The organism is Uliginosibacterium paludis (assembly GCF_039631355.1).
Lineage (GTDB): Bacteria > Pseudomonadota > Gammaproteobacteria > Burkholderiales > Rhodocyclaceae > Uliginosibacterium > Uliginosibacterium paludis.
In genome coordinates, this window is the sequence record NZ_JBDIVF010000006.1 from 1 (window position 1) to 24265 (window position 24265).

Sequence of the window (24265 nt, forward strand, 5' to 3'; positions counted from 1 at the left end):
CAGCACCCAGCACCCAGCACCCAGCACCCAGCACCCAGCACCCAGCACCCAGCACCCAGCACCCAGCACCCAGCACCGGAAATCGTCATCATGCAAAAGCCCCTCGACACCGCCCGCCTGACCCGCCTCGCCGACCGCTTCGGCACCCCGCTCTGGTGTTACGACGCTGCGGTGATTCGCGAGCGTATCGCCGCCTTGCGCAGCTTCGACCACATCCGCTTCGCCCAGAAGGCCTGCTCCAACACGCACCTCCTGCGCCTGATGCGTGAGGAGGGCGTGGTGGTGGACGCCGTTTCACCGGGCGAGATCGCCCGTGCCCTGGCGGCGGGCTACAGCTCGCGGGGCGGCAGGGACGAAATTGTCTTCACCGCGGATCTCGCTACCGAAGAAACGCTGGATGTCGTCGTGCGCGAAGAGATTCCGATGAATGCCGGCTCCATCGACATGCTTCGCCAGCTGGGCGAACGCGCGCCGGGGCATCGCGTATGGCTGCGCATCAACCCCGGTTTCGGCCATGGTCACAGCAACAAGACCAACACCGGCGGCGAGCACAGCAAGCACGGCATCTGGCATACCGACCTGCCGGCCGCGCTGGCGGTAATCGCGCAGTACGACCTGCATCTGGTAGGGCTGCACATGCACATCGGGTCCGGCGTGGATTACGGCCACCTGCAGCAGGTCTGCGGCGCGATGGTGCAACTGGTGAAGGACTCTGGTCAGGACATCGAGGCCATTTCGGCGGGCGGTGGTCTGTCGATTCCCTATCGTGAAAACGATGCGCAGATCGATACCGCGCACTACTTCGGCCTGTGGGACGCCGCGCGCAAGGAAGTCGAGGCGCATCTGGGCCACACGGTGAAGCTCGAAATCGAACCGGGCCGCTATCTGGTGGCCGAATCCGGCCTGCTGCTCAGCCGCGTACGCGCCAGCAAGGATGCCGGCCGCAATCACTTCGTGCTGGTCGATGCCGGCTTTTCGGATCTGATGCGCCCGTCCATGTACGGCAGCTACCATGCCATCAGCATTCTTCCGGCAGATGGCAGTGAATCAGGTGCCCGTCCCCTGCGAGACACGGTCGTGGCCGGTCCGCTGTGCGAGTCGGGCGATGTGTTCACGCAGGGCGATGGCGGTGTGGTCCAGCCGCGCAGCCTGCCGGCCGCCGAAGTGGGCGACCTGCTGGTCCTGCATGACACCGGCGCCTACGGCGCCTCGATGTCATCGAACTACAACAGCCGCCCGCTGATCGCCGAGGTGATGATCGATGGCGATCAGGAACGCCTCATTCGCCGCCGCCAGACCATCGAGGAATTGCTGGCGCTGGAAGCGGGGCTCTGAGGGCTCGCCGGGGGGCATCCGCTCGCGCTTGCCGCACCGTAGGGCGCCGTGAGCGCAGCGAACCGCGCCGAACCCGATTGTGGGGACGTTGCTTGTGCAGGGGGCTGTTCGTGCAGCGGGGGCGGGTTGTGCGAGGCGTCTGCGGCGCGCTTCGCTTCGCTCAGGGCGCCCTACGAGCGAGTATCCTCTTGCGCACCCAGCGCCCAGCACCCAGCACCCAGCACCCAGCACCCAGCACCCAGCACTCAGCACCCGGCACTCAGTTTCTCCCTCGCCGCACGGTATTCCTGCTCGAGCCGGTCGACGATCGTGGCGACCGGCGGGGCGTCGTGGATGTTGCCGACGCCCTGGCCTGCACCCCAGATATCACGCCAGGCCTTGGCATCTTTCTTCGTGAGGCTCAGTCCTCCGGCTTCGGGGGCGGGCAGGGCATCCGGATCCAGGCCGGCGGCGCGCACGCTGGCCTTCAGATAGTTGCCGGGAATGCCGGTGAAATAGGGCGTATAGACTATGTCGCCGGCATGGCTGGCGAGGATGCAGGCCTTGTATTCATCGCTGGCGGCGGCTTCGCGACTGGCGATGAAGCGCGTGCCCATGTAGGCGAAGTCCGCACCCATCGCACGGGCGGCGAGGATGTCCTCACCGCGTGAAATCGCGCCGGCCAGCGCGACCGGTCCGTCATAGAAGCGACGGATCTCGCCCAGCAGCGCGAAAGGCGAGAGCGTACCGGCATGACCGCCGGCTCCCGCGCAGACCAGAATCAGCCCGTCCACGCCGGCCTCCAGCGCTTTCTCCGCATGCCGCACGCTGATCACGTCATGCAGCACCTTGCCGCCATAGGCGTGCACCTTGGGCACGATGGCGCCGGGCGCGTGCAGGCTGGTGATGATCAGCGGCACGCGGTGCCGGATGCAGCTTTCCATGTCCTGCTCCAGCCGGCCATTGGTGGGATGCACGATCTGGTTCACCGCGAAGGGCGCGATGCGACGCGAGGGGTCGGCCGCACGGGCGGCTTCCAGAGCCGTGCCGATCTCGGTCAGCCATCCATCCAGCATTTCCTGCGGGCGAGCATTGAGTGCCGGAAAGCTGCCGGCGAGGCCAGCGAGGCACTGCGCGATCACCAGCTCCGGGCGCGAGAGGATGAACATCGGCGCACAGATCACCGGCAGGCGCAGCGGGTGATCGAACAGGGGGCGGCTCATTGCGTGCTCTCCTCCTTCAGGGCGCGGCGCAGGATCTTGCCGACGTTGGTGCGGGGCAGGTCGTCGCGGAACTCTACCCGGTGCGGCACCTTGTAGGCGGTGAGCTGGGTGCGGCAATGGTCGATGATCATCTGTGCGGTGAGGCGCGGATCCTTGCGTACGACGAAGATCTTCACCGCTTCGCCGGTGCGCTCATCCGGCACGCCGATGCAGGCTACGTCCTGCACCGCCGGGATCATCGCGACTGCCGCCTCCACTTCGTTGGGATACACGTTGAAGCCGGAGACCAGGATCATGTCCTTCTTGCGGTCGACCAGATACACATAGCCGCGCTCGTCAACACGGGCGACGTCTCCGGTCATCAGGAAGCCATCGGCATGGAAGACATGCGCGGTCTCATCCGGCCGGCCGTAGTAGCCCGCCATCACCTGCGGCCCGCGCACGCACAGCTCGCCCGGCTCGCCGAGCGGGAGTTCATTGCCGTCCGCATCGCGGATCGAGATCTCGGTGGAGGAGATCGGCAGGCCGATGGAACCGTTGAAATCGCTGTTGTCGAAGGGGTTGATGCAGACTGCGGGCGACGTCTCGGTGAGGCCGTAGGCCTGCACCAGCGGCACGCCGGTGACTTCCTTCCAGCGCCGTGCCACCGGCTCCATCACCGCCATGCCGCCGCCCAGCGTGAGGCGAAGTTCGGCGAAGTCGAGCTTGCCGAATTCCGGGTTGTTCAGCAGCGCATTGAAGAGCGTATTCACGCCGGTGATGGCCGAGAAACGATGGCGCGAGAGCGTCTTGATGAAGCCGGGAATGTCGCGCGGATTGACGATCAGCAGATTGGTCGCGCCGAGCCGCAGGAAGGTCAGGCAGTTCGCGGTGAGCGCGAACACATGGTAGAGCGGCAGCGCGGTGACGATCACTTCGTCGCCGCTGCGGGTGACCGGCCCGATCCAGGCATCGGCCTGCAGCACGTTGGAGACGATGTTGCGGTGAGTCAGCATGGCGCCCTTCGACACACCGGTGGTGCCACCGGTGTATTGCAGGAAGGCAATGTCTTCATGGCCGAGTGCAATCCGCTTGAAGCCGTAGCGATGACCGGTGGCCAGCGCCTTGCCGAGGCGGATCGCGCCGGGCAGCGACCATGCCGGGATCATTTTCTTCACATGCCGCAGGGCGAAGTCGACCAGCGAGCCCTTGAGCGCGCCGAGCATCTCGCCGATGGAAGTCACGACGACATGCTTCACCGCCGTGCCGGGGAGCGCTTCCTGCAGCGTGTGCGCGAAATTCTCGACGATCACGACGACTTCGGCACCGCTGTCGGCGAGCTGGTGCTGCAGTTCGCGCGGCGTGTAGAGCGGATTGCAGCTCACCACCGTGCAGCCAGCGCGGAGGATGCCGAAGAGGCAGACCGGATACTGCAGCAGGTTGGGCATCATCAGCGCCACCCGCGTGCCGCGGGCGAGGCCCAGGCTCTGCAGCCAGCCGGCGAAGTCCGCGCTGTGGCGCTCCAGCTCATGGAAGCTGAGGCTCGCCTCCATGCAGAGGTAGGCGGTCTTGCGTGCAAAGCGGCTGCAGCTTTCCTCGAAGATATCGACCAGCGATGCGTAGTCCGCCGGGTTGATGTCCGCCGGCACTTCGGGCGGATAGTGCTTGAGCCAGATCCTGTCCATGCTTGTTCTCCTCGGGCTGCGCGTTGTTCTGATCCTGCTGCTCGCGCTTGGTTGGGTGCTGCGGATGCTGCGGTTCCGGAACGTGCTGCGGAAAGCCGCCGGTTCTGCTCTGACAGGCTCCGGCGGACTTCATTCCGTGTCGTGCCCTTTCATGCCGCCTGCGCGGGCTACTGGCCGAGCAGGGCGGACTTCAGCGAGGCTTCGGCGGGCTTTTCTCCCAGCCACACCCGCAACAGGCCCCGGCCCAGCGCCTCGCTGGCGATCTGGCCGCGCGGTGTGCCATTTACCGCGATCGCCAGGCCGGCCTGGCTGATGTCGAGCTGGATGATGTCGCCCTCGCGCGCCTTGCCCAGTGCCTTGAAGACTTCCGAGAGCCGGGCCAGCGGTGCCTTGATGGCATCAAGTTCGGCGCTGCCAAGGTTGTTGCGCAGGCCTTCGTCGAGCGCCTCATGCAGCGTGTCGCCATCGACGTTGCGCATCATGCGCAGCACCATGCGGCGGGGCCCCTTGCCCTGCAGGATCGCGCTGGCATTGCTTTCCTTCTGCGGCAGGTAGAGCGCGGCCACATAGACCTTGAACACGATCTTCGTGCGCAGGCCCGCGCCATTGAGCAGGAGCTCGCCCTGCTCGCTGCGCACCGTGTCTTCGACCTTCACGCCGGCCACTTCGGCGCAGAGGGCGGCCGGGGCGGTGAAGGCCAGGGCAAGTGCCAGCGCGCTGGCGGCCCGGGTATGACGAGGGGATTTCATGCCTTGTTCCTTTCAACTTTCTTCTGCTTGTAGTGCGCCTTGTGCGCGATGTAGAGCGTGCGTTCGACCTGCGCGTGCACCACGCCTTCCTCGTCCCGCAGCTCCACCAGATAGGTGCAGTCCAGTTCGGGTTGTGTCTCGAGCGTGCGGCGGATCCGGGCGACCTCTTCGGGTGGTACGCGAAAATCGGCGAACAGGGTGCCATATCCCGGCTTGCGGTAGCGGATGGCGGCGGACTTGTCCCACACGATGTAATCCGGCCCGAGGGCATGGATCAGCATGGCCGGATGCGGGCCGTCGGTCACGGCAAACAGCGAGCCGCCGAAGATCGAGCCGACCATGTTGCGCGTGCGACGCGAGAGCGAGAGCCGCACGCGGATGTGGTCGATGCCTGGCGACACATGGATGACGCGCCCACCCGTGCCGCGCCAGGCCGGGTGATGGTTGAAGCCCCAGCGCACGATGCGTGCCTGCCATGACGGCGGGATGCGGGCGAACCAGTCCGAACGCATCATGCTCAGACCCGCTCGAAGAGGCCGGCCGCACCCATGCCGGTGCCGATGCACATGGTGACCATGCCGTACTTCACCGCCGGGTCGCGCTGCATGGCGCTCATCAGTGTCGCTACGCGGATCGCGCCGGTGGCCCCCAGCGGATGGCCCAGCGCAATCGCACCGCCTTGCGGATTGACCTTGGCCGGATCCAGCCCCAGCGTGCGCATCACGGCCAGCGCCTGGGCTGCGAAGGCTTCATTGAGCTCGATCCAGTCCAGCGCATCCTGGCTCACGCCGGCGCGTTGCAGCACTTTCGGAATCGCCGCGATCGGGCCGATGCCCATCACTTCCGGCGGCACGCCGGCCACCTCGAAGCCGCTGTATTTCGCGATCGGCGTCAGCTTGTAGCGCTTGAGCGCGGTTTCGCTCATCAGCAGCACCGCACCCGCGCCATCCGACATCTGCGAGCTGTTGCCGGCCGTCACGCTGCCCTTGGCGGCGAAGACCGGGCGCAGCTTGGCCAGGCCTTCGAGCGAGCTGTCCGGCCGCGGGCCTTCGTCCTGCTCGACGAGCTTCTCGACGATGCGCACGGTGTTGCTGGCCAGATCGGGCTGATGCTCGCGCACCAGGTAAGGCGTGATTTCAGCGGCAAAATGTCCGGCGGCGATCGCGGCGCAGGCCTTCTGGTGCGAGGCCATCGCGAAGGCGTCCTGATCGTCACGCGAGATGCCGTATTGCTGCGCGACCTTTTCGGCGGTGAGGCCCATGCCATAGGCGATGCCGAGGTTCTCGTCGCGCTCGAAGATGGCGGGGTTCATCGAGATCTTGTTGCCCATCATCTGCGGCATCACGCTCATCGATTCGGTGCCGGCGCCGATCATCACATCGCATTCGCCGAGCTGGATGCGGCGGGCGGCGTCCGCCACCGCATTCACGCCGGAGGAGCAGAAGCGGTTGATGGTGATGCCCGGCACCGTGTCAGGGAAGCCTGCCAGCAGCAGGCCGATGCGGGCCACGTTCATGCCCTGTTCCGCTTCCGGCATGGCGCAGCCCACGACCACGTCGCCGATGTCGGCGAGTTCGAGGCCGGGGGCTTTGGCGACCACCGCGCGCAGCACATGGGCCAGCATGTCATCGGGCCGCACATTGCGGAAAGCCCCCTTGCGCTTGGCGACCGGTGTGCGGGTGGCGGCGACGATGTAGGCGTCCTGGATCTGTCTGTTCATGTCTTGTCTCCTTGTCGGGGCGGGCACGCTGCGTGGCGCAGCGTGCCACGCCTTACGGGTGTCAGTTGCGCAGCGGCTTGCCGTTTTCGACCATGTGGACCAGGCGTGCGCGGGTCGCGTCGGTGCGCAGCAGATCGACGAAGAGCGCGCGCTCCACATCGAGCAACCACTGCTCGCTGACCTTGCTGCCGGCATCAATCTCGCCACCGCAGAGCGCGGTCGCCACGCATTTCGACACGCGGTAGTCGTGTGCCGAAATCATGCCGCCCTCGCGCATGTTCACCAGCATCATCTCCAGCGTGGCAATGCCGTTGCGGCCCGCCACCGGAATGCCGACCGGGGCGAGCGGTGGCCGGTAGCCGGCGTTGGCGATGGCGCGTGCCGTGCGGCGGGCCACATGCAGCAGCTCGTTCGGATTCATGATGACTTCGTCATGCTCGCGGAGCAGGCCCATTTCCTTCGCGTTGAGCGCGCTCTTGCTGACGTTACCCATCGCCAGATTCTGGAAGGCGCCCTGCAGCCAGTTCATCGGATCGTTGGTCGCGGTGCGGGCCGCCATCGCCGCACTGCGGATCGCGAATTCCTTGCAGCCGCCACCGGCCGGAATCAGTCCGACGCCGACTTCGACCAGACCGATGTAGCTCTCCAGCGCACATACCGCGCGGGTGCTGTGCATCACGATTTCGCAGCCGCCGCCGAGTGCCATGCCATTCACCGCGGCCACCACCGGCACCTGGGCGTACTTGAGCGTCTGGCTCATCTGCTGGAACTTGGCGACGATGCCTTCCAGCCCGACGAAATCGCCGGCTTCGAGCAGCGGGCGGATCTGCTTGAGATTGGCGCCGACACAGAAGGGGCCGGCCGGCTGCCAGATCACCAGGCCTTCATGCTCGCGTTCGGCACGATGCACCGCCTCGATGATGCCGTCGAGCACCACCGGGCCGACCGCGCTCATGCGGCTCTTGAAGGAGAGCACCGGCACATGGCGGCCGTCCTCGTCGTCCAGCGTCCACATCCGCACTTCGTCGTTTTCCCACAGCGTGCGGCCCTGGGTCTGCACTTCGCCGAACACGCGCTCGGGGAAGAGCTGGCGCTGGTAGACCGGCAGCGTGGAGCGGCCCACGAAACCGGCGCTGGTGGCGTCCCAGGAGCCCTCGGCGCGGTGTACGCCATCGAGTTCGAAGACCCAGGCCGGCAGTTCGGCGCCGCTCATTGCGCGGCCGGCGGCGATGTCATCGCGGATCGCTTCGGCCAGCGTTTTCCAGCCGGCGGCCTGCCAGGTCTCGAAGGGGCCCTGTGCCCAGCCGAAGCCCCAGCGCATGGCGAAATCCACATCGCGTGCGGAGTGCGCAATGCTGCCCAGATGCACCGCCACATAATGGAAAACGTCGCGGAAGATCGCCCACAGGAACTGCGCCTGCGGATGGCTGCTTTCGCGCAGGCGCGCGAAGCGGGCGGCCGGATCCTTTTCCTTCATGATCGCGGCGACTTCTTCAGCCACCTCGGCACCGCTGTCGCGGTAGTCCTGGCGGGCGAGGTCCAGCACGCGGATCTGCTTGCCCTCCTTGCGATAGATGCCGGCCTTGGTCTTCTGGCCCAGCGCACCCTTCGCGATCAAGGCCGAGAGCCAGGCCGGCGTGGCGTAGTGCGCCGCCCAGGGGTCATCCGCCAGATGGTCGGTCATGGTTTTCACGACATGGACGAGCGTATCCAGACCGACCACGTCGGCAGTGCGGTAGGTGGCGCTCTTCGGCCGGCCGATCAGCGGGCCGGTCAGCGCATCGACCTCATCGAAGCCGAGCCCCAGGCGCTGGGTGTGATGCATCACCGCGAGGATGGAGAACACGCCGACCCGGTTGGCGACGAAGTTGGGCGTGTCCTTCGCGCGGATCACGCTCTTGCCGAGCGAGGTGGTCAGGAAGCGTTCGAGCCGGTCGAGCAGCGCGCCGTGCGTGCCGCGGCAGGGAATCAGCTCCACCAGCGCCATGTAGCGCGGCGGGTTGAAGAAATGGACGCCGCAGAAACGCGGCCGCAGGGATTCGGGACAGCCTTCGGCGAGGGTGTTGATCGACAGGCCGGAGGTGTTGGTGGCGAAAATCGCATGCTCGCGCACATGCGGTGCCACGCGTTCATAGAGTGCGTGCTTCCACTCCATCTTTTCGGCAATGGCCTCGATGATGAGGTCGCATTCGCCGAGGCGGGCGAGGTCGCGGTCATAGTTCGCGACTTCGATGTGTTCAAGGCGGCTGGCGGTGGCCAGCGGTGAGGGCTCCAGCTTTCTCAGTCCATCGAGCGCACGACGCACGATGCCATCGGGATGACCTTCCTTTGCCGGCAGATCGAAGAGGATGACCGGGATGTCGGCATTGGCACAATGGGCCGCGATCTGCGCGCCCATGACCCCGGCGCCCAGCACGCCGACCTTGCGGATGATGAACTTGCTCACGACTTGTCTCCTGTTTCAGGGTGAGCCGCTCCCTCCCCGCTCTGTTGGCGGGGTATTGGTGTGAGGGAGCGGATGCCGCCCTGCCCGGGCGGCCGGGGGCATCAGAAGGCCTGCGAGTACTGCAGACCCAGGATGGCGATGCTGCCTTCATAGGTACCGGAGACACGACCACGACCCTGGCTGGTCTGGTTGTTGTCGATGTTGGTGTCCTTGATGATCAGGTAGGCGGCACCCACGTCGATGCGGGATGCCTTGTTGATTGCATAGCCGGCACCGAGCGACAGCCAGATGCGGTTGTTGTCGGGCAGCGAGGTCAGGCGTGCGGAATCGCTGCGCACCGGGGACTGGTCCCAGGCGATGCCGTAGCGCAGCTTCCACTTGTCATCCACGCGGTAGTTCGCGCCCAGGGCCACGCGCCAGGTGTCGCGGAAGTCGGCTTCCAGGGTCTGGGCGGTGGAGCCGGCGGCCGAACCGCTGGTGCGGACGATGTCGATGTTCTGGACCGAGCTCCAGCCGGTGCGCGACACGTCACCCAGCATTTCCCACTTCGGGCTGATCTGCTGTGCGACCGACAGGATCCAGGTGTCCGGCAGTTTCACGCTGGCGGAGGCCAGCACGTCGGGCGAGATGGCCTGGTTCGAGGAGGTCAGCGTGCCTTCGAGGTCATGCTTCACGGCCGAGCGGTAAGAGAGGCCGATCTTGGTATTCGCGCTGGGCTTGAAGAGCACGCCGGTGTTCCAGCCCCAGGCTTCGCTGCTGGCGCTCAGGGCGACGCGGGTGTTCTGCACGACCGGGTAGAAGGAGGCCGGCAGCGAGGACGAGGCGACGGCGGCCATGCGCTCGTACTGCGCTTCCATGCGCTGCCAGTCCAGCCCGAAGCCGAAGGACAGCTTGTCGGTCATGCGCCAGGCGATCGAGGGGTTGATGTTCATCGTCTGGATGTCGAACTTGACCGAGTGGAAGCGGCCGACCCAGTCCGGGTCATATTCCGTCTTCAGGCCGAAGGGGGCGCCGATGCCCAGGCCGAGATACCAGTCCTTGTTCAGTGCCATCGAGAAATAGGCATTGGGCAGGGTGGCGAGGTCACCCGCGTCACCGCCGTTGCCGCCGGTGGCGGCCGGTGCGACGCTGGAGCCGTTGTTCTTGAACTTGTAGCTGGGCTTGATCAGCGAGGCGCCCAGTGAGACTTCGCGGTCCTGGAGCTCGGTCATGCCGGCCGGGTTGTAGAAGATGGTGCTGGCGTTGTCGGTGGCTGCTGCGGAGCCGGCGTAGGCATTGCCCAGACCGCTCGCGTTCTGTTCGAGCAACTGGAAGCCTGAAGCACTGGCGGCTTGCGACAGGGCGAAGCAGCCAATGGTGGCAAGGCTGCGTGCGATGATGGTCTTGTGCATGTCTTTCTTATCTCCAGAAATCGGGCGGGTCATGAAGCGAGGGTGTGCAGCGGCGGCAGCGGGCGCTTCTTCCCGCTGTCGTCAATGGCAACATGGGTGAGCGTGGCCTCGGTGAGCTTGACGACCACCGGGTCGGCCGGATCACGCTCCGAGCAGACTTCGACAGATATCGCCTGCGAGGTGTTCCCCTCGCGTACGACATCGGCATGGAAACTCACGAGATCGCTCTTGAAGACGGGCTGGTGGAACATGAAGGCGTTCACCGCCACGGTCACGACCCGGCCACGCGCACGGCGGGCTGCCGGGATGGCGCCTGCCATGTCGACATGGGCCATGATCCAGCCGCCGAAAACATTGCCGGCCGCGTTGAGGTCCTTGGGCAAGGGCCGCACGCGCAGCACGGGTTCGTGATCTGGAAGGCGGGTCATGACCGGGTCGCGGCGTAGTGTAGCGGCCCGCCCGTCCAGGGCGAGAAGCCGGTGCCAAAAATCACGCCCGCGTCGGCCAGATCTGCGTCACTTACAACACTGCGATCGACGCAGCCCTGTGTCGCGGCCAGCAGCGGGCTGACCAGACGGTCAGCAAGTCCGGCCGGGGCCGGCCCTGCAGCGCCTTTCCGGACCTTGCCTTCGCTCCAGTGGTAATAGCCCTCGCCGCTCTTGCGACCCAGCTTTCCGGCGCTGACCAGCGCCTGCAGACGGGCAGGCACTTCGCTCGCGCCGGTCAGCGCGCGGCCGGTGGCCATCGCGATATCGAGGCCCACGGTGTCGGCCAGTTCGATCGGGCCCATCGGCATGCCGAAATCGGTGGCGGCGCGGTCGACCGTTTCGGGCGCGATGCCTTCTTCCACACAGCGCATCGCTTCGAGCAGATAGGGACCGAGCACGGCATTGACGAGGAAGCCCGGGGCGCTTTTCACCGGCAGCGGCAGCTTGTCGAGTTTCTGCACGAAGCTCATCGCCCGCTTCAGTTGTTGCGGATCGCTGGCTTCACCGGCCACGACCTCCACCAGCGGCATCATCGCGACCGGATTGAAGAAGTGGATGCCGACCAGGCGCTCGGGCTGGCGCAGGGCCTGTGCAATGTCTTCGAGCCTGAGGCTGGAGGTGTTGCTGGCGATCACTGCATCGGGGCGTGCGCGCTGTTCGATGTCGCGGAAGAGGGCGTGCTTGGCTTCCAGATTCTCGAAGATGGCTTCGATGATCACGTCGGCGCGGCGGATGCCGTCGCCCTTCGGGTCGGCGATCAGGCGGTCAAGCGTGAAGCGGACCTGCTTGCGGTCGCCGCGGAACTTCTTCGCATAGCTCTCGGCCGCCCGTTTGATGGCGGGTGCGATGCGTTCGATGCTCTGGTCCTGCAGCGTGACCGTCATGCCGCGCAAGGCGCACCAGGCCGCAATGTCGCCACCCATCACGCCGGCACCCACCACATGCACATGGCGCGGCGCGAAGTCGGTGGCCTCATCCTTGCCCATCGCCTTCAGGCGCTGCTGCAGGAAGAACACCCGCACCAGATTCATCGCCGTGCCCTGGCCGAGGATGTGCTCGAACGAGGCGCTGTGACCGGGCGGCACGGCCAGCGAGTTGCCACCGAAATGCTGCCAGGTGTCGATGATCGCGTAAGGCGCCGGGTAGTGCGCCGGGCTGGCCTTCCTGGCGACCTGCTTGCGTGCGCCATTGGCCACCACGGCCTTCAGCGGGCCGTTGAGCAGACGCTGCATGAAAGGCAGGCGGCGGGCCGGACGGGCGGATGCCACCAGCATGCGCGCGGCATCATCCATCACGCGGGGCGGCACGCACTCGTCGGCGAGCCCCATCTTCTTCGCGCGTTTCGCGTCGATCTGCTTGCCGGTCAGCATCATGTCGAGTGCGGCGGCCGGACCCACCACCCGCGGCAGGCGCAGCATGCCGCCCCAGCCCGGCACGATGCCCAGCATCACTTCGGGCAGGGCCAGGCGCGTGGCAGGTTCATCCACCGTGATGCGATAGCGGCAGGCCAGCGCGAGCTCCAGACCGCCACCCATGCAATGGCCGCGGATCAGCGCCAGCGTGGGGAAGGGCAGGGCCTCGATGCGATTGAAAAGATCCCAGCTGCGCTGGACCATCGCACGCGCGGCCGCGCCGTCGGCGAGCTGCGTGAATTCCTCCACGTCGGCGCCGGCGATGAATCCGGCGGCCTTGCCGGAGCGGATCACCAGGCCGGCAGGGCGGCTGCGCTCCAGGGCGTCGACATGCAGGGCCAGCTCGGTGATGACCGCGCTGCCCAAGGTGTTGGTGCTCGCGCCAGCACAGTCGAGCGTCAGCCAGGCGATGCCATCGGCATCGGTGCTGAGCGTCCAGTGCTTCGAGAGCGTTTCGTTCATCATCATCACAGGGCCTCCACCAGCATTGCGCCACCCTGACCCCCGCCGATGCAGATGCTGGCGATGCCGCGTTTGCCACCGGTGCGGCGCAGGATGTGGAGCAGGTGCAGCACGATGCGCGCGCCGCTGGCCCCGACCGGGTGGCCCATGGCCACCGCGCCGCCGTCGATGTTGAGTTTCGATTCGTCGAGCTTGCCGAGCGCGCCGTCGAGCCTGAGCTGCTCGCGGCAGTAGGCCTCGTCTTCCCAGGCGCGCTGGCAGCCGATCACCTGGGCGGCGAAGGCTTCGTTGATTTCCCAGGCATCCAGATCGTTGAGGCCCAGACCATGTCTTTGCAGGATGGGGGTGGCCGCGTGCACCGGGCCCAGCCCCATCTGCTCGGGTGCGAGGCCGGCCCACTGGCTGTCCGCGATGCGGCCGATCGGCGTGAGGCCGTACTGCTGCACGGCTTCTTCGGAAGCGAGGATCAGCCAGGTCGCGCCGTCAGTGACCTGGGAGCTGTTGCCCGGCGTGACACGGCCGAACTTGCGGTCGAAGAAGGGTTTCAGCTTGGCGAGGTTGGGCAGCGAGGAATCGCGCCGCAAGCCATCGTCATGCTGGTAGGCGTTGCCTTTCTCGTCGACCAGGGCAGTCATCTCGTCGGCGAAGTGGCCGGCGTCGTGTGCGGCCATGGTGCGCTGATGGCTGCGCACCGAGAAGCGGTCCATGTCTTCGCGGGTGATGCCGAAGCGCCAGGCGAGATTCTCGGCCGTCTGCCCCATCAGGAGCCCCACCACCGGATCGGTGAGGCCCTTGACGATGCCGATCACCGGCGCCAGCAGGCCGGGGCGGAACTTCTTCAGCATCGCGAATTTGGCGCCGGCGCCTTTGGCGGCGTACCAGCCGGAGAGCCAGCGCACCATCGCGTCGGAAAACAGCAGCGGTGCGCGCGAGAGGGCATCGACGCCACCGGCCAACACCAGTTGCGAGCGACCGGCCTGGATGTTGGTGATGGCCGAATCCAGCGCCTGCATGCCCGAGGCGCAGTTGCGCATCACCGTCCAGCCCGGCACGTCGATGCCGCAGCCCATGCGCAGCGCCACCACGCGGCCGATGTTGACCTCGTCCGGCGAAGGCGAGGCGCAACCGAGGATCACTTCGTCGAGGTCTTCCGGTGCGAAGGGCTGGCGGGCCAGCAGCGCACGGCCAGTGATCGTGGCGATGTCGGAAGCCGCGAAGGGGCCCGGCGCGTTCTTCGCCTTGAGAAAAGGCGAGCGCGCTCCGTCGATGATGTAGACCGGGCGGAAGCTCATCATGCAGCCTCGCGATGGCTGGCCGGTGCGGCGGGCACTTCTGCGGGGCGGACATGGGCCGCCGGGTTGCCGATGCCGAAGTCCTGCGGGAAGTCGTCCACCCGGATCGCTTTCTGGCGCAGCACTTCGCGGCGCTCCAGCAGGGCCTTGTCTTCAGCCGTGACGATGCCCTTGGCGAGCGCGTCGGCCAGCAGGGATTCGAAGCTGCGGCCGGCGATCTGCTTCGCTTTCTGTGCCGCACGGATGCGGGCTTCGATGCTCTCGGCCTGCATGGTGAGACCCAGCGCCATTTCGAGTGCGGCGACCGGATCTTCCTCATTGCCGAAGTCACAGAAGCTGTCGGCGATGAGGCGGTCACGCGTGGCGGACGGCGTGATCAATATGCTGGCGACCTGATGGCCCAGCTTGTCGCTCGGTGCCACGCAGGGCTTGCCGAAGGGGAAGATCAGCGCCCGCAGGCCGGCCGCGATGAGGCGGTTGGGGAAGTTCGCCAGCACGCCCTCGAAGGCATTCTGGGTGCGCAGCAGGGCGTCCTGCATGGACCAGTGCATCAGCGGTGCGTCGGCGGCCTGGCAGCCTTCGGCTTCATAGCGGCGCAGCGTGGCCGAGCACAGGTAGGTCAGTGACAGGATGTCGCCCAGGCGGGCCGAGAGTTTTTCCTTGCGCTTGAGGTCGCCGCCCATGGTCAGCATCGAGACATCGGCGAGGAAGGCGAAGGCCGCGGAGAAGCGCGAGAGCTGGCGGTAGTAGGCACGCGTTTCGGCAGCCACGCCGGCAGGCGCTGCGGCAAAGGCCGCACCGGTCAGCCCCATGCCCAGCGTGCGCAGGGCATTGCCGATCGAGAAGCGCACATGGCCGGCCAGTGCTGCGTCGAATTCGACGAGGCCGCGCGCCGCATCCGGATTCTGTGCAGCGCGCATTTCACGCAGCACGAAGGGATGGCAGCGGATCGCGCCCTGACCGAAGATGATCAGGCTGCGGGTAAGGATGTTGGCGCCTTCCACCGTGATGCCGATCGGCAATTGCTGATAGGCGCGGCCGAGGAAGTTCTGCGGGCCGAGGCAGATGCCCTTGCCGCCGAGGATGTCCATGCCGTCATTGACCGACTGGCGGCCGCGTTCGGTGACGTGGTACTTGATGATCGCGGAGACCACAGAGGGCTTCTCGCCCAGATCCAGCGCACCTGCGGTCATCACGCGGGCGGCGTCGCTCATGTAGAGATTGCCGCCGATGCGGGCCAGCGGCTCCTCGACGCCTTCGAACTTGCCGATGGCCATCTTGAACTGGGCACGCACGCGGGCATAGGCGCCAACGGCACGGGCCGTCATCTTCATCATGCCGGTGTTGCAGCCGGGCAGCGAGATCGATCGGCCGGCGGCAAGACATTCCATCAGCATGCGCCAGCCCTGACCGGCCATGGCCGGGCCGCCGATGATGAATTCCAGCGGCATGAAGACTTCCTTGCCCCAGTTCGGTCCGTTCTGGAACACGGCGTTGAGCGGGAAGTGACGACGGCCGATATTCACGCCGGGGTGGTCATGCGGCACCAGCGCACAGGTGATGCCGAGGTCTTCGGTGGCACCGAGCAGATGCTCCGGATCATAGAGGCGGAAGGCCAGGCCCAGCACCGTGCAGATCGGGCCCAGCGTGATGTAGCGCTTGTCCCAGGTCACACGCATGCCCAGCACCTCGCGGCCTTGATACAAACCCTTGCAGACGATGCCGAAATCGGGGATGGAGGCGGCGTCGGAGCCCGCCTGCGGGCTGGTCAGCGCGAAGGCCGGAATCTCTTCGCCACGGGCGAGGCGAGGCAGGTAGTGCTGCTTCTGCGCGTCGGTGCCGTAGTGCAGCAGCAGCTCGGCCGGGCCGAGCGAGTTCGGCACCATCACGCTGATCGCCGAGGCCGAGCTGCGGGTGGCGAGCTTGGTGATGACCTGGGCGTGGCCATAGGCCGAGAAGCCCTTGCCGCCGTATTCCTTCGGAATGATCATGCCGAGGAAGCCCTTCTCCTTCACATACTTCCAGGCTTCCGGAGACATGTCCTGATGCACATGGGTGGTCTGCCAGTCATCCATCAGACGGCACAGCTCATCGGTTTCGTTGTCGAGAAAGCTGCGTTCTTCGGGCGTGAGTTTCGGCCAAGCGTAGTCCAGCAGCTTCTGCCAGCGCGGCCGGCCCGAAAACAGCTCGCCTTCCCACCAGACGGTGCCGGCATCCAGCGCGGTCTTCTCGGTGTCGGACATGGCCGGCAGGATTTTCTTGTAGGTGGCAAAGAGGCTGCGCGTGATCAGCGCACGACGCAGCGGTGCGATGAGCACGGCGGCGCTCACGAGGGCCAGTGCGGCGAGGATTGCCAGGTTCAGCGTGGTCATTCTTGTCTCCGTTGTGGTCGGGGGCGAGCCGTCATTGCGGTTCGCTGTTGTGGTGCGGGGCCGGCAGGGGTGCGCGCAGGCCGCCAAGCAGAAAACTCATCAGGCGCGGGAGCAGCAGTTCGACGCTGTGCTCCTGCTCGCTTTCGCTGACCTGCCAGTCGGTGACGAGGTCCAGCGCATCGGTGCCGGCGATCGCGTAGGCCGTGGCGCCCAGCATGAAATGCAGGCGCCACACGATTTCGGCCTTCGGCACATCCGGCAAGGCGCGGTAGAGCGCGATCTTGAAACGCTCCAGCACATCGTTGTATTCCGCGGCAAACAGCGTGTGGATCATGTTGCTCGGGCTGTTGAGCGTCCGACCGAGCAGGCGCAGGAAGGTTTCACCGCCATGCTCCGGACGCGTCGCCATGCGCAGCACGGTGCCGAAGAAGGCATCCACGATCTGCGAGGGCTTGAGCGGCTGGTCGCCGGCCGCTGCTTCCATTGCGTCCAGCACGCGCAGGCGCTCGGTGTTGAGCCATTCGAGCCGCCGCTTGAACACCGCCTGCAGCAGCGCCTCCTTGCTGCCGAAGTGATAGTTCGCCGCCGCCAGATTCACATTGGCTTCGCCAGTGATCTGGCGCATCGAAGTGCCTTCGAAGCCGTGTTCGGTGAACAGGCGTTCGGCGGCATCCAGAATGCGACTGCGGGTATCGGTGGGCGCGGGTGCGTTCATCGGCTCGGGCATGTTGTTCAAACGTTTGTTTGAATCATGGGCCGACAGGCCTCCCCTCGCGATAGGGATTTACCTGAATACGGGGCGGTATGGGGCGTGCGGGGTTCGAGATCCGCCCGGGCGAAGGCGTTCAAGGGCGTGGTGCAGCGGGGTCATCCCGTGACGCTATGGACTTCGCCGGCCGGGAAGGGCATCGGAGGCGGGACGGGGGAGGATGGGGCGCGCCAGAGAGCAGGGCGCATCAAGCGATGTACAGTGCGCCGCATGACGAACGAGCCGGTTCGGCGCAGGGCGCCGTGAGCACAGCGAAGCGCGCCGCATGAGGGGGCGGGCGACGCGGGTTCCGTGAGCTTCGATACGGCTGCTCCGTCCCGATCAGGGAGGCAATTTGAGGGCGCTCCGGTGGATTTCGACTTGTTCAGGCTTCTTCTGCGCGCTTTGCTTCGCCCGGTTTCTGTGGCGTGTCTCGCTTCGTTCGACTTCTGCGGCGCGCTTCGCTTCGCTCAGGGCGCCCTACGAAAAGCATCCTCTTGCGTACCCAGCACAGCTGCGATCAGCACATTCCCGGCCGGGTGTCGCCGCGTTGGCCGCAGGGGCTCGGGCCGGGCAGGGGGTGGGGGCTGCCGTCGGCGTCCATGCGGGCGGCGCGGGTGTCCCAGTGCAGCACGCCCTGGCGGTCGAGCGTCAGGCGCAGCAGCCAGCCGGTGGTTTCGGCTTCGGTGTCGAAGCCGTCGAACACGAAGTTGCCGAGGCTGTAGATCACCGGCTTGCCGTGGATGTATTCGATGTCCTGCGTGACATGCGGATGACCACCGACGACGGCGTCGGCGCCGGCCTCGATCATCAGTCGTGCGAGCTGGCGCTGGCGGGCGCCGGCGAGGCGTTCGCGCTCCCAGCCCCAGTGCATGAAGGGAATCACCAGATCCGCGCCGGCTGATTTTGCGGCGCGGATGTCGGCCAGCACGCGGCTGTCTTCCGACCACGCACTGCCGGGCCAGTCCGGGCCGGCGGCAAAGCTGCGCGGCTTGTACTCGTTGTAGGCCAGCAGGGCGATCTTCAGGCCCTTGAGCTCGATCCAGAGCGGACGATGCGCTTCGTCGAGATTGCGGCCGCCGCCGAAATGGCGGATGCCGGCGGCATCGAGCAGGCTCATCGTCTGCAGGAAGGCTTCATGGCCGAAGTCGCCGGAGTGATTGTTGGCCAGCGCTACCGCATCGAAGCGGCCCTTGAGCACGCGCAGGCTGTCGGGCTCGGCGCGGAAACTGTAGATCTTGTTCGGATGGGCCTTGCCGACCGAGGCGACCGAGGTTTCCAGATTGCCGATGCGGTAGTCGGCGTCGCGCAGCAGGTGATCGACCGCGGCCAGCGGATCACCGCCCTGTGCGATCAGGCGGCCGGGGCCGTCGGCCAGCATCAGGTCGCCGGCGAAGAGCAGGGTGACCGTGTCGGCCGCGCGCACCGGCAATGCCAGACACAGCAGGGTCAGCAGCAGGATTTTCATGGTCGCACCTCGCACCAGTAGACCAGCTCGCTGTCGCGGATCGGCTCATAGACGCGTTGCTCGCCGGTGAAGCCGAAGCGTCCGCGCCGGGCGGTGTCTGCCGGCCAGCGGTAGCGCGCCTGGTGCAGCAGCACAGGACCGTCCGGATGGTCGGCGTAGGTGTAGAGCTTGATTTCGTCCGGCTCGAAAACCGGGCGGAACATCAGGTAGGAACCGATGTGCGTGGCAGCAATGCCGTCGGCATCCTGCACTCGCGCGAGGCGTGCCTGGCTCAGGCTGTGCGTTTCGCCGCCGTAGTCGTAATGGCAGACGAGGCGAGGCGCGGCCAGTGCGGCCGGGGCCAGGAACGCGCAGCAGAGCAGGGCGAGGGTTTTCACAGGAAGCGGTCGAGCAGCTTGCGGGAGTGGCGGTCCAGCGCGGAGAGCCTGCGGATCATGAACTGTATGCCGTGAGCATCAGAGATCAGCAGCACGCCGCCGGGCAGTCGGCGGATGTCTTCCTCGCCCTTGAGGATGAAGCGCGTCGGTCCGCGCGAGGTCTGCACTTCCCAGGCGCTCGGCGTGGCGAAACTCGATACCCGGTCGAGGCGCTGGATCTCGGGCATGAATTCGCGGCTTTCCAGTTCCTCTTCGATCAGCGCGCGCAGCCCGGCCGGCAGCGTATCGAGATGCTCGATCCAGGCGGCTTCATGACCATCGCTGCCGACCAGTGCGATGCCTTCGAGCGGCGCGGAGACCGGGTGGGCGCGCACCGGCAGCACGCCTTCATGACGCTGGCCTGCCGCGTCGATCAGGATCAGCTGGCCGAAGGCGTCGCGTTCGAGAGAAAAGGCGGCCGTGCTCATGCTTCGTTTCCTTCGAGGAGTTGTTCGGCGTTGCGCAGTTGCGCCTGATAGAGCCGCCAGTAGGCCCCTTCGCTCGCCATGAGTTCGTCATGATTGCCGACCTCCACGATTACGCCGCGATCCATGACCACGAGGCGATCCGCCTTGCGCAGGGTGGAGAGGCGGTGCGCGATCGCGATGGTGGTGCGGCCCTGCACCAGGTTGTCCAGCGCGCGCTGGATTTCCTTCTCGGTTTCGGTATCCACCGCGGAGGTAGCCTCGTCCATGATCAGGATGCGCGGGTCGATCAGCAGTGCGCGGGCGATCGAGATGCGCTGGCGCTCGCCGCCGGACAGCCCCTGGCCGCGTTCGCCGACGATGGAGTCATAGCCCTGCGGCAGCCGCAGGATGAATTCGTGCGCATGGGCCGCGCGTGCGGCGGCGATGACTTCGGCACGGGTCGCGCCCGGCTTGCCGTAGGCGATGTTCTCGGCGATCGTGCCGAAGAACAGGAAGGGCTCCTGCAGCACCAGGCCGATGTTGCGGCGGAAGTCGGCCAGCGCCACGTTGCGGATGTCGACGCCATCGATCGCGATCGAGCCGCCCGATACATCGTAGAAACGGCAGATCAGATTCACCAGCGTGCTCTTGCCGGAGCCGGAGTGGCCGACCAGACCGATCATCTCGCCGGGGCGGATGTCGAGCGAGAGGTTGCGGATGACCGAGCGGTTGCCGTAGCGGAAATCGATGTCGCGCAGGCTGATCGCGCCGCTCACGCGCGGCAGGGCGACCGGATTGGCGGGCTCCGGCACGCTGGAGACGTGGTCCAGGATGTCGAAGATGCGCTTGGCGCCGGCCGCGGCCTTCTGTGTGACGGAAACGATGCGGCTCATCGAATCGAGCCGGGTGTAGAAGCGGCCGATGTAGGCGAGGAAGGCGACCAGCACGCCGACGGTGATGTCATTGCGCGAGACCTGCCAGATGCCGAAGGCCCAGACGATCAGAAGGCCGATTTCGGTGAGCAGCGTGACGGTGGGCGAGAACAGCGACCAAGTCTTGTTGATCTTGTCATTGACTGCCAGGTTGTGGCTGTTGGCCTCGCGGAAGCGCTGGGTTTCGCGCGACTCCTGCGCAAAGGCCTTGACCACGCGGATGCCGGGAATGGTGTCGGCCAGGATGTTGGTGACTTCGCCCCAGACGCGGTCGATCTTCTCGAAGCCGGTGCGCAGGCGGTCCCGCACGGTGTGGATCATCCACATGATGATCGGCAGCGGCAGCAGGGTGACCAGCGCAAGCCACGGGTTGATCGAGAACAGGATTACCGTGGTCATGCCGATCATCAGCACGTCGGTGATGAAGTCCAGCGCATGCAGCGAGAGGAAGACGCTGATGCGGTCCGATTCCGAGCCGATGCGGGCGATCAGGTCGCCGGTGCGCTTGCCGCCGAAATACTCCAGCGAGAGCTTGATCAGGTGCTCGAAGGTGGTGGTGCGCAGGTCGGCCGAGATGCGTTCGGAAACCAGTGCGAGGATGTAGGTCTTGGCCCAGCCCAGCAGCCAGGAGAGCAGCGCCGCGCCCAGCAGGCCGGCGAGCAGCCTGATTTCAAGGGCGGTATTGATCGGCTGGCCGTTCTGGTAGGGGATCAGTACCTTGTCCATCAGCGGCATGGTCAGGTAGGGCGGCACCAGGGTGGCGGCGGTCGCGCCGGTCATCAGCGCGAAGCCCGAAATCAGCTGCCAGCGGTAGGGACGGGCGAATCGCCAGAGGCGGAACAGGGTCCAGGTGGAGGGTGCTTCATGCAGCTCGCGTGCGCAGACCGGGCATTCGTCCTCCCCCGGAGGCAGCGGCGCCTTGCAGCTGGCACAAATTTCCTCGTCGCGCAGGCGCGGGGCTTCGCCGGTCCGCAGCGCCTCGATCTGGCGTTCGAACTCGCCGATCAGGCGCAGCGCGGCCAGATTCTGATTCAGTGTGTAACGCCAGCGGGCGAGACGCCCGGCCGGCGTGACCAGCTCCAGACTGCCGACGCCGGCATGGTCGGCATGGCGCATCTCGAGTGCGGCCGCCAGCGGCCATTCCTGCCAGTCCTCGCCGGGGGCGCGGGCCAGCAGGCGGTGCGCGGTCAGTGCAACAAGACCCTTGCCGAAAGCCAGCCTGCCGTCGAGATCCAGCTCCATCCAGGCGAGCACGGTTTCGTCTTCCCGGGTGCGGGCGGCGAGTTCGGCGCCGAAGGGGGCGGGCAGCTTGTCATCGGGGGAGGGCAGGAGCATCGGTGTGTGGTGGTGGTGTGAGGGATTGTGGCGGCGGCCTTGAAGGCGACAGACGGTCGGCCGGGATCTCCGTTAAACTGCCTGCCTGGCAGGGCGGATCCGGGTGCGGCAGATGATAAACGCACCGGAGCGCTGAAGGTTTACAGCGTTCCCGCGGCATCGCTCCCGTCAGAGAACACTGCGGGCAGCGATGCCCCGGTAAACCTTTTTGTCGCCTCCATCGTTGATGGACTATCGGCGACCGCCCACAGCATCCGCCATTCCGACCGGTGACATGAGCAAAGACATCCGAATCCTGGGTACGCATTATCTGCGCGGCCCCAACATCTGGACCTATCGTCCGGCCGTCGAGGCCCTGGTAGACATCGGCGACCTCGAAGACTTTCCCTCCAATCTCATCCCCGGTTTCTACGAGCGCCTCTCGGCCTGGCTGCCCGGCCTCATCGAGCACAAGTGCAGCTACGGCGAGCGTGGCGGCTTCCTGCGCCGCGTGCAGGAAGGTACCTGGCCCGCCCATATCCTCGAACACGTCACCCTTGAGCTGCAGACCCTCTCCGGTCAGCGCACCAGCTTCGGCAAGGCCCGCAGCACCTCGCAGCGCGGCGTCTACAAGGTGGCCGTGCGCTCGCGCCACAAGGATGTGACCATTGCCTGCCTCAACGCCGCGCGTGATCTGGTCATGGCGGCGATCGAAGACAAGCCCTTCGACGTGGCCGGCACCACCGCACGCCTGCATGAGCTGGCCGACTCGCTCTGCCTCGGGCCCTCGACGGCCTGCATCGTCGATGCCGCGACCGAAGCGAACGTGCCCTCGATCCGTCTCACCGACGGCAATCTGGTGCAGCTTGGCTGGGGGCGCAACCAGCGCCGCGTGTGGACCGCGGAAACCGACCGCACCAGCGCGATTGCCGAATCGATCGCCAGCGACAAGGATCTGACCAAGAGCCTGCTGATTCCCTGCGGCGTGCCGGTGCCCGAAGGGCGCGTGGTGGCCGATGCCGACGAGGCCTGGGATGCGGCGCAGGACATCGGCCTGCCGGTGGTGGTGAAGCCCTCGGACGCCAATCATGGCCGCGGCGTGTCCCTCGAACTCATGACCGAGGAAGAAGTCCGCGCGGCCTTCCCGGTAGCGGATGCAGAAGGCAGCGACGTGATTGTCGAGCGCTACATCCGCGGCAACGAGCACCGTCTGCTGGTGGTGGGCGGCAAGGTCGTGGCCGCTGGCCGCGGCGAGAACATCGTGATCACCGGTGACGGCCGCGCCAGCGTGCGCGAGCTCATCGAGACCCAGCTCAACTCCGACCCGCGTCGCGGTGAAGCGGAAGAATTTCCGCTCGAAACCATCCGCATCGATACCGATCGCCAGATGCAGCTGCTGCTTGCGCGCCAGGGCTTCAGCGCGGATTCCGTGCCGGAAGCGGGCCGCGTCGTCACGGTGCAGCGCAACGGCAATGTGTCGATCGACTGTACCGACGAGGTTCACCCCGAAGTGGCCGCGGCCGCGTCGCTGGCCGCGCGCATCGTGGGGCTGGATATCGCCGGCATCGATCTGGTGACCGAGGACGTGTCCTATCCGCTTGAGAAAACCGGCGGCGCGATCGTTGAAGTGAATGCCGGCCCCGGCCTGCTGATGCACCTCAAGCCGGCTCAGGGCCAGCCGCGTCCGGTGGGCGAAGCCATCGTGGCCCACCTCTTCCCCGGCGAAGGCAATGACGGCCGCATTCCGGTGATCGGCGTGACCGGTTGCGACTACACCACCCGTGTTTCCCGCGTGCTCGGCTGGCTGCTCCACCTGGGCGGCTACAACGCCGGACTCGCCTGCCGCGACGGGATCTTCCACGACATGCGCGCGGTCGAGCGCCACGACTGTGCCGGCTTTGCGGCCGGGCAGCGTCTGCTGATGAACCGCACCATCGACGCGGCCGTGTTCGAAACGCCTGCCGTGTCCATCCTGAGCGAAGGCCTGCCTTATGACCGCTGCAACGTCGGTGTGGTGACCAGCCTGCGCGTGCTGCCCGAGCTCGAAGCCTTCGACGTGCGCGAAGCGGGGCAGATGTCCGGCGTGCTGCGCACACAGGTCGACGTGGTGCTGGAGACCGGTGCAGCGGTGCTCAACGCGGACGACGCCGATGTGGCGGATCTGGCCGAGCTCTGCGACGGCGAAGTCGTCTTCTATGCGCTTGAGGGCAGCAACGAGGTCATCCACCGGCATCTGGCCGCCGAAGGTCGTGCGGTCTTCATGCAGGAGGGGGCTGTCGTGCTGGCTACCGGCAATCGCTTCCAGCGCGTGGCCACCCTGCCTGGTCTCGAGGGCGAGGCGCTTGCCGCCACGCTCGCGGCCGCAGCGGCGGGCTGGGCTTTCGGCATTGCGCCGGAACTGATTGCCAGCGCCATCGAAAGCTTCGAATCCAGCCGGGCTCTCTGAG

General features: G+C 66.4%; 18 protein-coding genes. 2 read left to right on the forward strand and 16 right to left on the reverse strand.

Annotation, left to right across the window (positions count from 1 at the left end; genetic code table 11):
- Positions 1-90 precede the first annotated feature (90 nt).
- Positions 91-1335, forward strand: coding sequence for a diaminopimelate decarboxylase (lysA, locus tag ABDB87_RS14500; RefSeq protein WP_345928298.1), 1245 nt, complete (start codon positions 91-93; stop codon positions 1333-1335).
- Positions 1336-1580: 245 nt separating this feature from the next.
- Here the strand turns inward: lysA and ABDB87_RS14505 are convergent, their stop codons facing one another.
- The 16 genes from ABDB87_RS14505 to ABDB87_RS14580 form a co-directional block, all read right to left on the reverse strand.
- Complete coding sequence (locus ABDB87_RS14505; protein ID WP_345928300.1) at positions 1581-2537, reverse strand: NAD(P)H-dependent flavin oxidoreductase; 957 nt, start codon at positions 2535-2537, stop codon at positions 1581-1583.
- A complete protein-coding gene (locus ABDB87_RS14510) occupies positions 2534-4201 on the reverse strand; it encodes an AMP-binding protein (RefSeq protein ID WP_345928302.1) in 1668 nt (555 codons plus the stop codon). Before ABDB87_RS14510 ends, ABDB87_RS14505 begins: the two co-directional genes overlap by 4 nt.
- Positions 4202-4368: 167 nt before the next feature.
- Entirely contained in the window at positions 4369-4950 is a 582-nt protein-coding gene (locus tag ABDB87_RS14515; RefSeq protein ID WP_345928304.1) for a chalcone isomerase family protein, read from the reverse strand.
- Positions 4947-5465 carry a DUF4442 domain-containing protein gene (locus tag ABDB87_RS14520; RefSeq protein ID WP_345928306.1) on the reverse strand — a complete coding sequence of 173 codons (519 nt, stop codon included), beginning with the start codon at positions 5463-5465 and terminating at the stop codon, positions 4947-4949. The genes ABDB87_RS14515 and ABDB87_RS14520 overlap by 4 nt, the downstream gene beginning before the upstream one ends.
- A 2-nt stretch (positions 5466-5467) precedes the next feature.
- Positions 5468-6670 (reverse strand): acetyl-CoA C-acyltransferase, encoded by a 1203-nt coding sequence (locus ABDB87_RS14525; protein ID WP_345928308.1) that lies wholly within the window; start codon positions 6668-6670, stop codon positions 5468-5470.
- Between the two features lie 61 nt (positions 6671-6731).
- The gene (locus ABDB87_RS14530) at positions 6732-9116 is read right to left on the reverse strand and encodes a 3-hydroxyacyl-CoA dehydrogenase/enoyl-CoA hydratase family protein (protein ID WP_345928310.1); all 2385 of its coding nucleotides are present in this window, start codon (positions 9114-9116) and stop codon (positions 6732-6734) included.
- Between the two features lie 101 nt (positions 9117-9217).
- Positions 9218-10507, reverse strand: a complete 1290-nt coding sequence (locus ABDB87_RS14535; RefSeq protein ID WP_345928312.1) for an OmpP1/FadL family transporter — start codon at positions 10505-10507, stop codon at positions 9218-9220.
- Positions 10508-10536: 29 nt separating this feature from the next.
- Positions 10537-10935, reverse strand: coding sequence for an acyl-CoA thioesterase (locus tag ABDB87_RS14540; RefSeq protein WP_345928315.1), 399 nt, complete (start codon positions 10933-10935; stop codon positions 10537-10539).
- Positions 10932-12875 carry a 3-hydroxyacyl-CoA dehydrogenase NAD-binding domain-containing protein gene (locus ABDB87_RS14545; protein WP_385917219.1) on the reverse strand — a complete coding sequence of 648 codons (1944 nt, stop codon included), beginning with the start codon at positions 12873-12875 and terminating at the stop codon, positions 10932-10934. Before ABDB87_RS14545 ends, ABDB87_RS14540 begins: the two co-directional genes overlap by 4 nt.
- A complete protein-coding gene (locus tag ABDB87_RS14550) occupies positions 12875-14161 on the reverse strand; it encodes an acetyl-CoA C-acetyltransferase (RefSeq protein WP_345928609.1) in 1287 nt (428 codons plus the stop codon). The genes ABDB87_RS14545 and ABDB87_RS14550 overlap by 1 nt, the downstream gene beginning before the upstream one ends.
- Positions 14161-16533, reverse strand: coding sequence for an acyl-CoA dehydrogenase (locus tag ABDB87_RS14555; protein ID WP_345928317.1), 2373 nt, complete (start codon positions 16531-16533; stop codon positions 14161-14163). The genes ABDB87_RS14550 and ABDB87_RS14555 overlap by 1 nt, the downstream gene beginning before the upstream one ends.
- Before the next feature lie 31 nt (positions 16534-16564).
- On the reverse strand, positions 16565-17248 hold the full coding sequence (locus tag ABDB87_RS14560; protein WP_345928319.1) for a TetR/AcrR family transcriptional regulator: 684 nt from the start codon (positions 17246-17248) through the stop codon (positions 16565-16567).
- A 553-nt stretch (positions 17249-17801) separates the two neighbouring features.
- Positions 17802-18749, reverse strand: coding sequence for a CapA family protein (locus ABDB87_RS14565; RefSeq protein ID WP_345928321.1), 948 nt, complete (start codon positions 18747-18749; stop codon positions 17802-17804).
- On the reverse strand, positions 18746-19126 hold the full coding sequence (locus ABDB87_RS14570; RefSeq protein ID WP_345928323.1) for a hypothetical protein: 381 nt from the start codon (positions 19124-19126) through the stop codon (positions 18746-18748). The genes ABDB87_RS14565 and ABDB87_RS14570 overlap by 4 nt, the downstream gene beginning before the upstream one ends.
- Positions 19123-19593 carry a cyanophycin metabolism-associated DUF1854 family protein gene (locus ABDB87_RS14575; RefSeq protein WP_345928325.1) on the reverse strand — a complete coding sequence of 157 codons (471 nt, stop codon included), beginning with the start codon at positions 19591-19593 and terminating at the stop codon, positions 19123-19125. The genes ABDB87_RS14570 and ABDB87_RS14575 overlap by 4 nt, the downstream gene beginning before the upstream one ends.
- Positions 19590-21839 (reverse strand): cyanophycin metabolism-associated ABC transporter, encoded by a 2250-nt coding sequence (locus ABDB87_RS14580; RefSeq protein WP_345928327.1) that lies wholly within the window; start codon positions 21837-21839, stop codon positions 19590-19592. Before ABDB87_RS14580 ends, ABDB87_RS14575 begins: the two co-directional genes overlap by 4 nt.
- A gap of 274 nt (positions 21840-22113) precedes the next feature.
- Here ABDB87_RS14580 and ABDB87_RS14585 point away from each other — a divergent pair, with 274 nt between their 5' ends.
- Entirely contained in the window at positions 22114-24264 is a 2151-nt protein-coding gene (locus ABDB87_RS14585) for a cyanophycin synthetase (protein ID WP_345928329.1), read from the forward strand.
- The last annotated feature ends 1 nt before the right edge of the window (position 24265 follow it).

Bases quoted from the DNA above. Each gene is read 5' to 3' on its own strand.
- lysA (WP_345928298.1), top strand. From the start codon at position 91: ATGCAAAAGCCCCTCGACACCGCCCGCCTGACCCGCCTCGCCGACCGC.
- ABDB87_RS14505 (WP_345928300.1), bottom strand. From the start codon at position 2,537: ATGAGCCGCCCCCTGTTCGATCACCCGCTGCGCCTGCCGGTGATCTGT.
- ABDB87_RS14510 (WP_345928302.1), bottom strand. From the start codon at position 4,201: ATGGACAGGATCTGGCTCAAGCACTATCCGCCCGAAGTGCCGGCGGAC.
- ABDB87_RS14515 (WP_345928304.1), bottom strand. From the start codon at position 4,950: ATGAAATCCCCTCGTCATACCCGGGCCGCCAGCGCGCTGGCACTTGCC.
- ABDB87_RS14520 (WP_345928306.1), bottom strand. From the start codon at position 5,465: ATGATGCGTTCGGACTGGTTCGCCCGCATCCCGCCGTCATGGCAGGCA.
- ABDB87_RS14525 (WP_345928308.1), bottom strand. From the start codon at position 6,670: ATGAACAGACAGATCCAGGACGCCTACATCGTCGCCGCCACCCGCACA.
- ABDB87_RS14535 (WP_345928312.1), bottom strand. From the start codon at position 10,507: ATGCACAAGACCATCATCGCACGCAGCCTTGCCACCATTGGCTGCTTC.
- ABDB87_RS14540 (WP_345928315.1), bottom strand. From the start codon at position 10,935: ATGACCCGCCTTCCAGATCACGAACCCGTGCTGCGCGTGCGGCCCTTG.
- ABDB87_RS14545 (WP_385917219.1), bottom strand. From the start codon at position 12,875: ATGATGATGAACGAAACGCTCTCGAAGCACTGGACGCTCAGCACCGAT.
- ABDB87_RS14550 (WP_345928609.1), bottom strand. From the start codon at position 14,161: ATGAGCTTCCGCCCGGTCTACATCATCGACGGAGCGCGCTCGCCTTTT.
- ABDB87_RS14555 (WP_345928317.1), bottom strand. From the start codon at position 16,533: ATGACCACGCTGAACCTGGCAATCCTCGCCGCACTGGCCCTCGTGAGC.
- ABDB87_RS14560 (WP_345928319.1), bottom strand. From the start codon at position 17,248: ATGAACGCACCCGCGCCCACCGATACCCGCAGTCGCATTCTGGATGCC.
- ABDB87_RS14565 (WP_345928321.1), bottom strand. From the start codon at position 18,749: ATGAAAATCCTGCTGCTGACCCTGCTGTGTCTGGCATTGCCGGTGCGC.
- ABDB87_RS14575 (WP_345928325.1), bottom strand. From the start codon at position 19,593: ATGAGCACGGCCGCCTTTTCTCTCGAACGCGACGCCTTCGGCCAGCTG.
- ABDB87_RS14580 (WP_345928327.1), bottom strand. From the start codon at position 21,839: ATGCTCCTGCCCTCCCCCGATGACAAGCTGCCCGCCCCCTTCGGCGCC.
- ABDB87_RS14585 (WP_345928329.1), top strand. From the start codon at position 22,114: ATGAGCAAAGACATCCGAATCCTGGGTACGCATTATCTGCGCGGCCCC.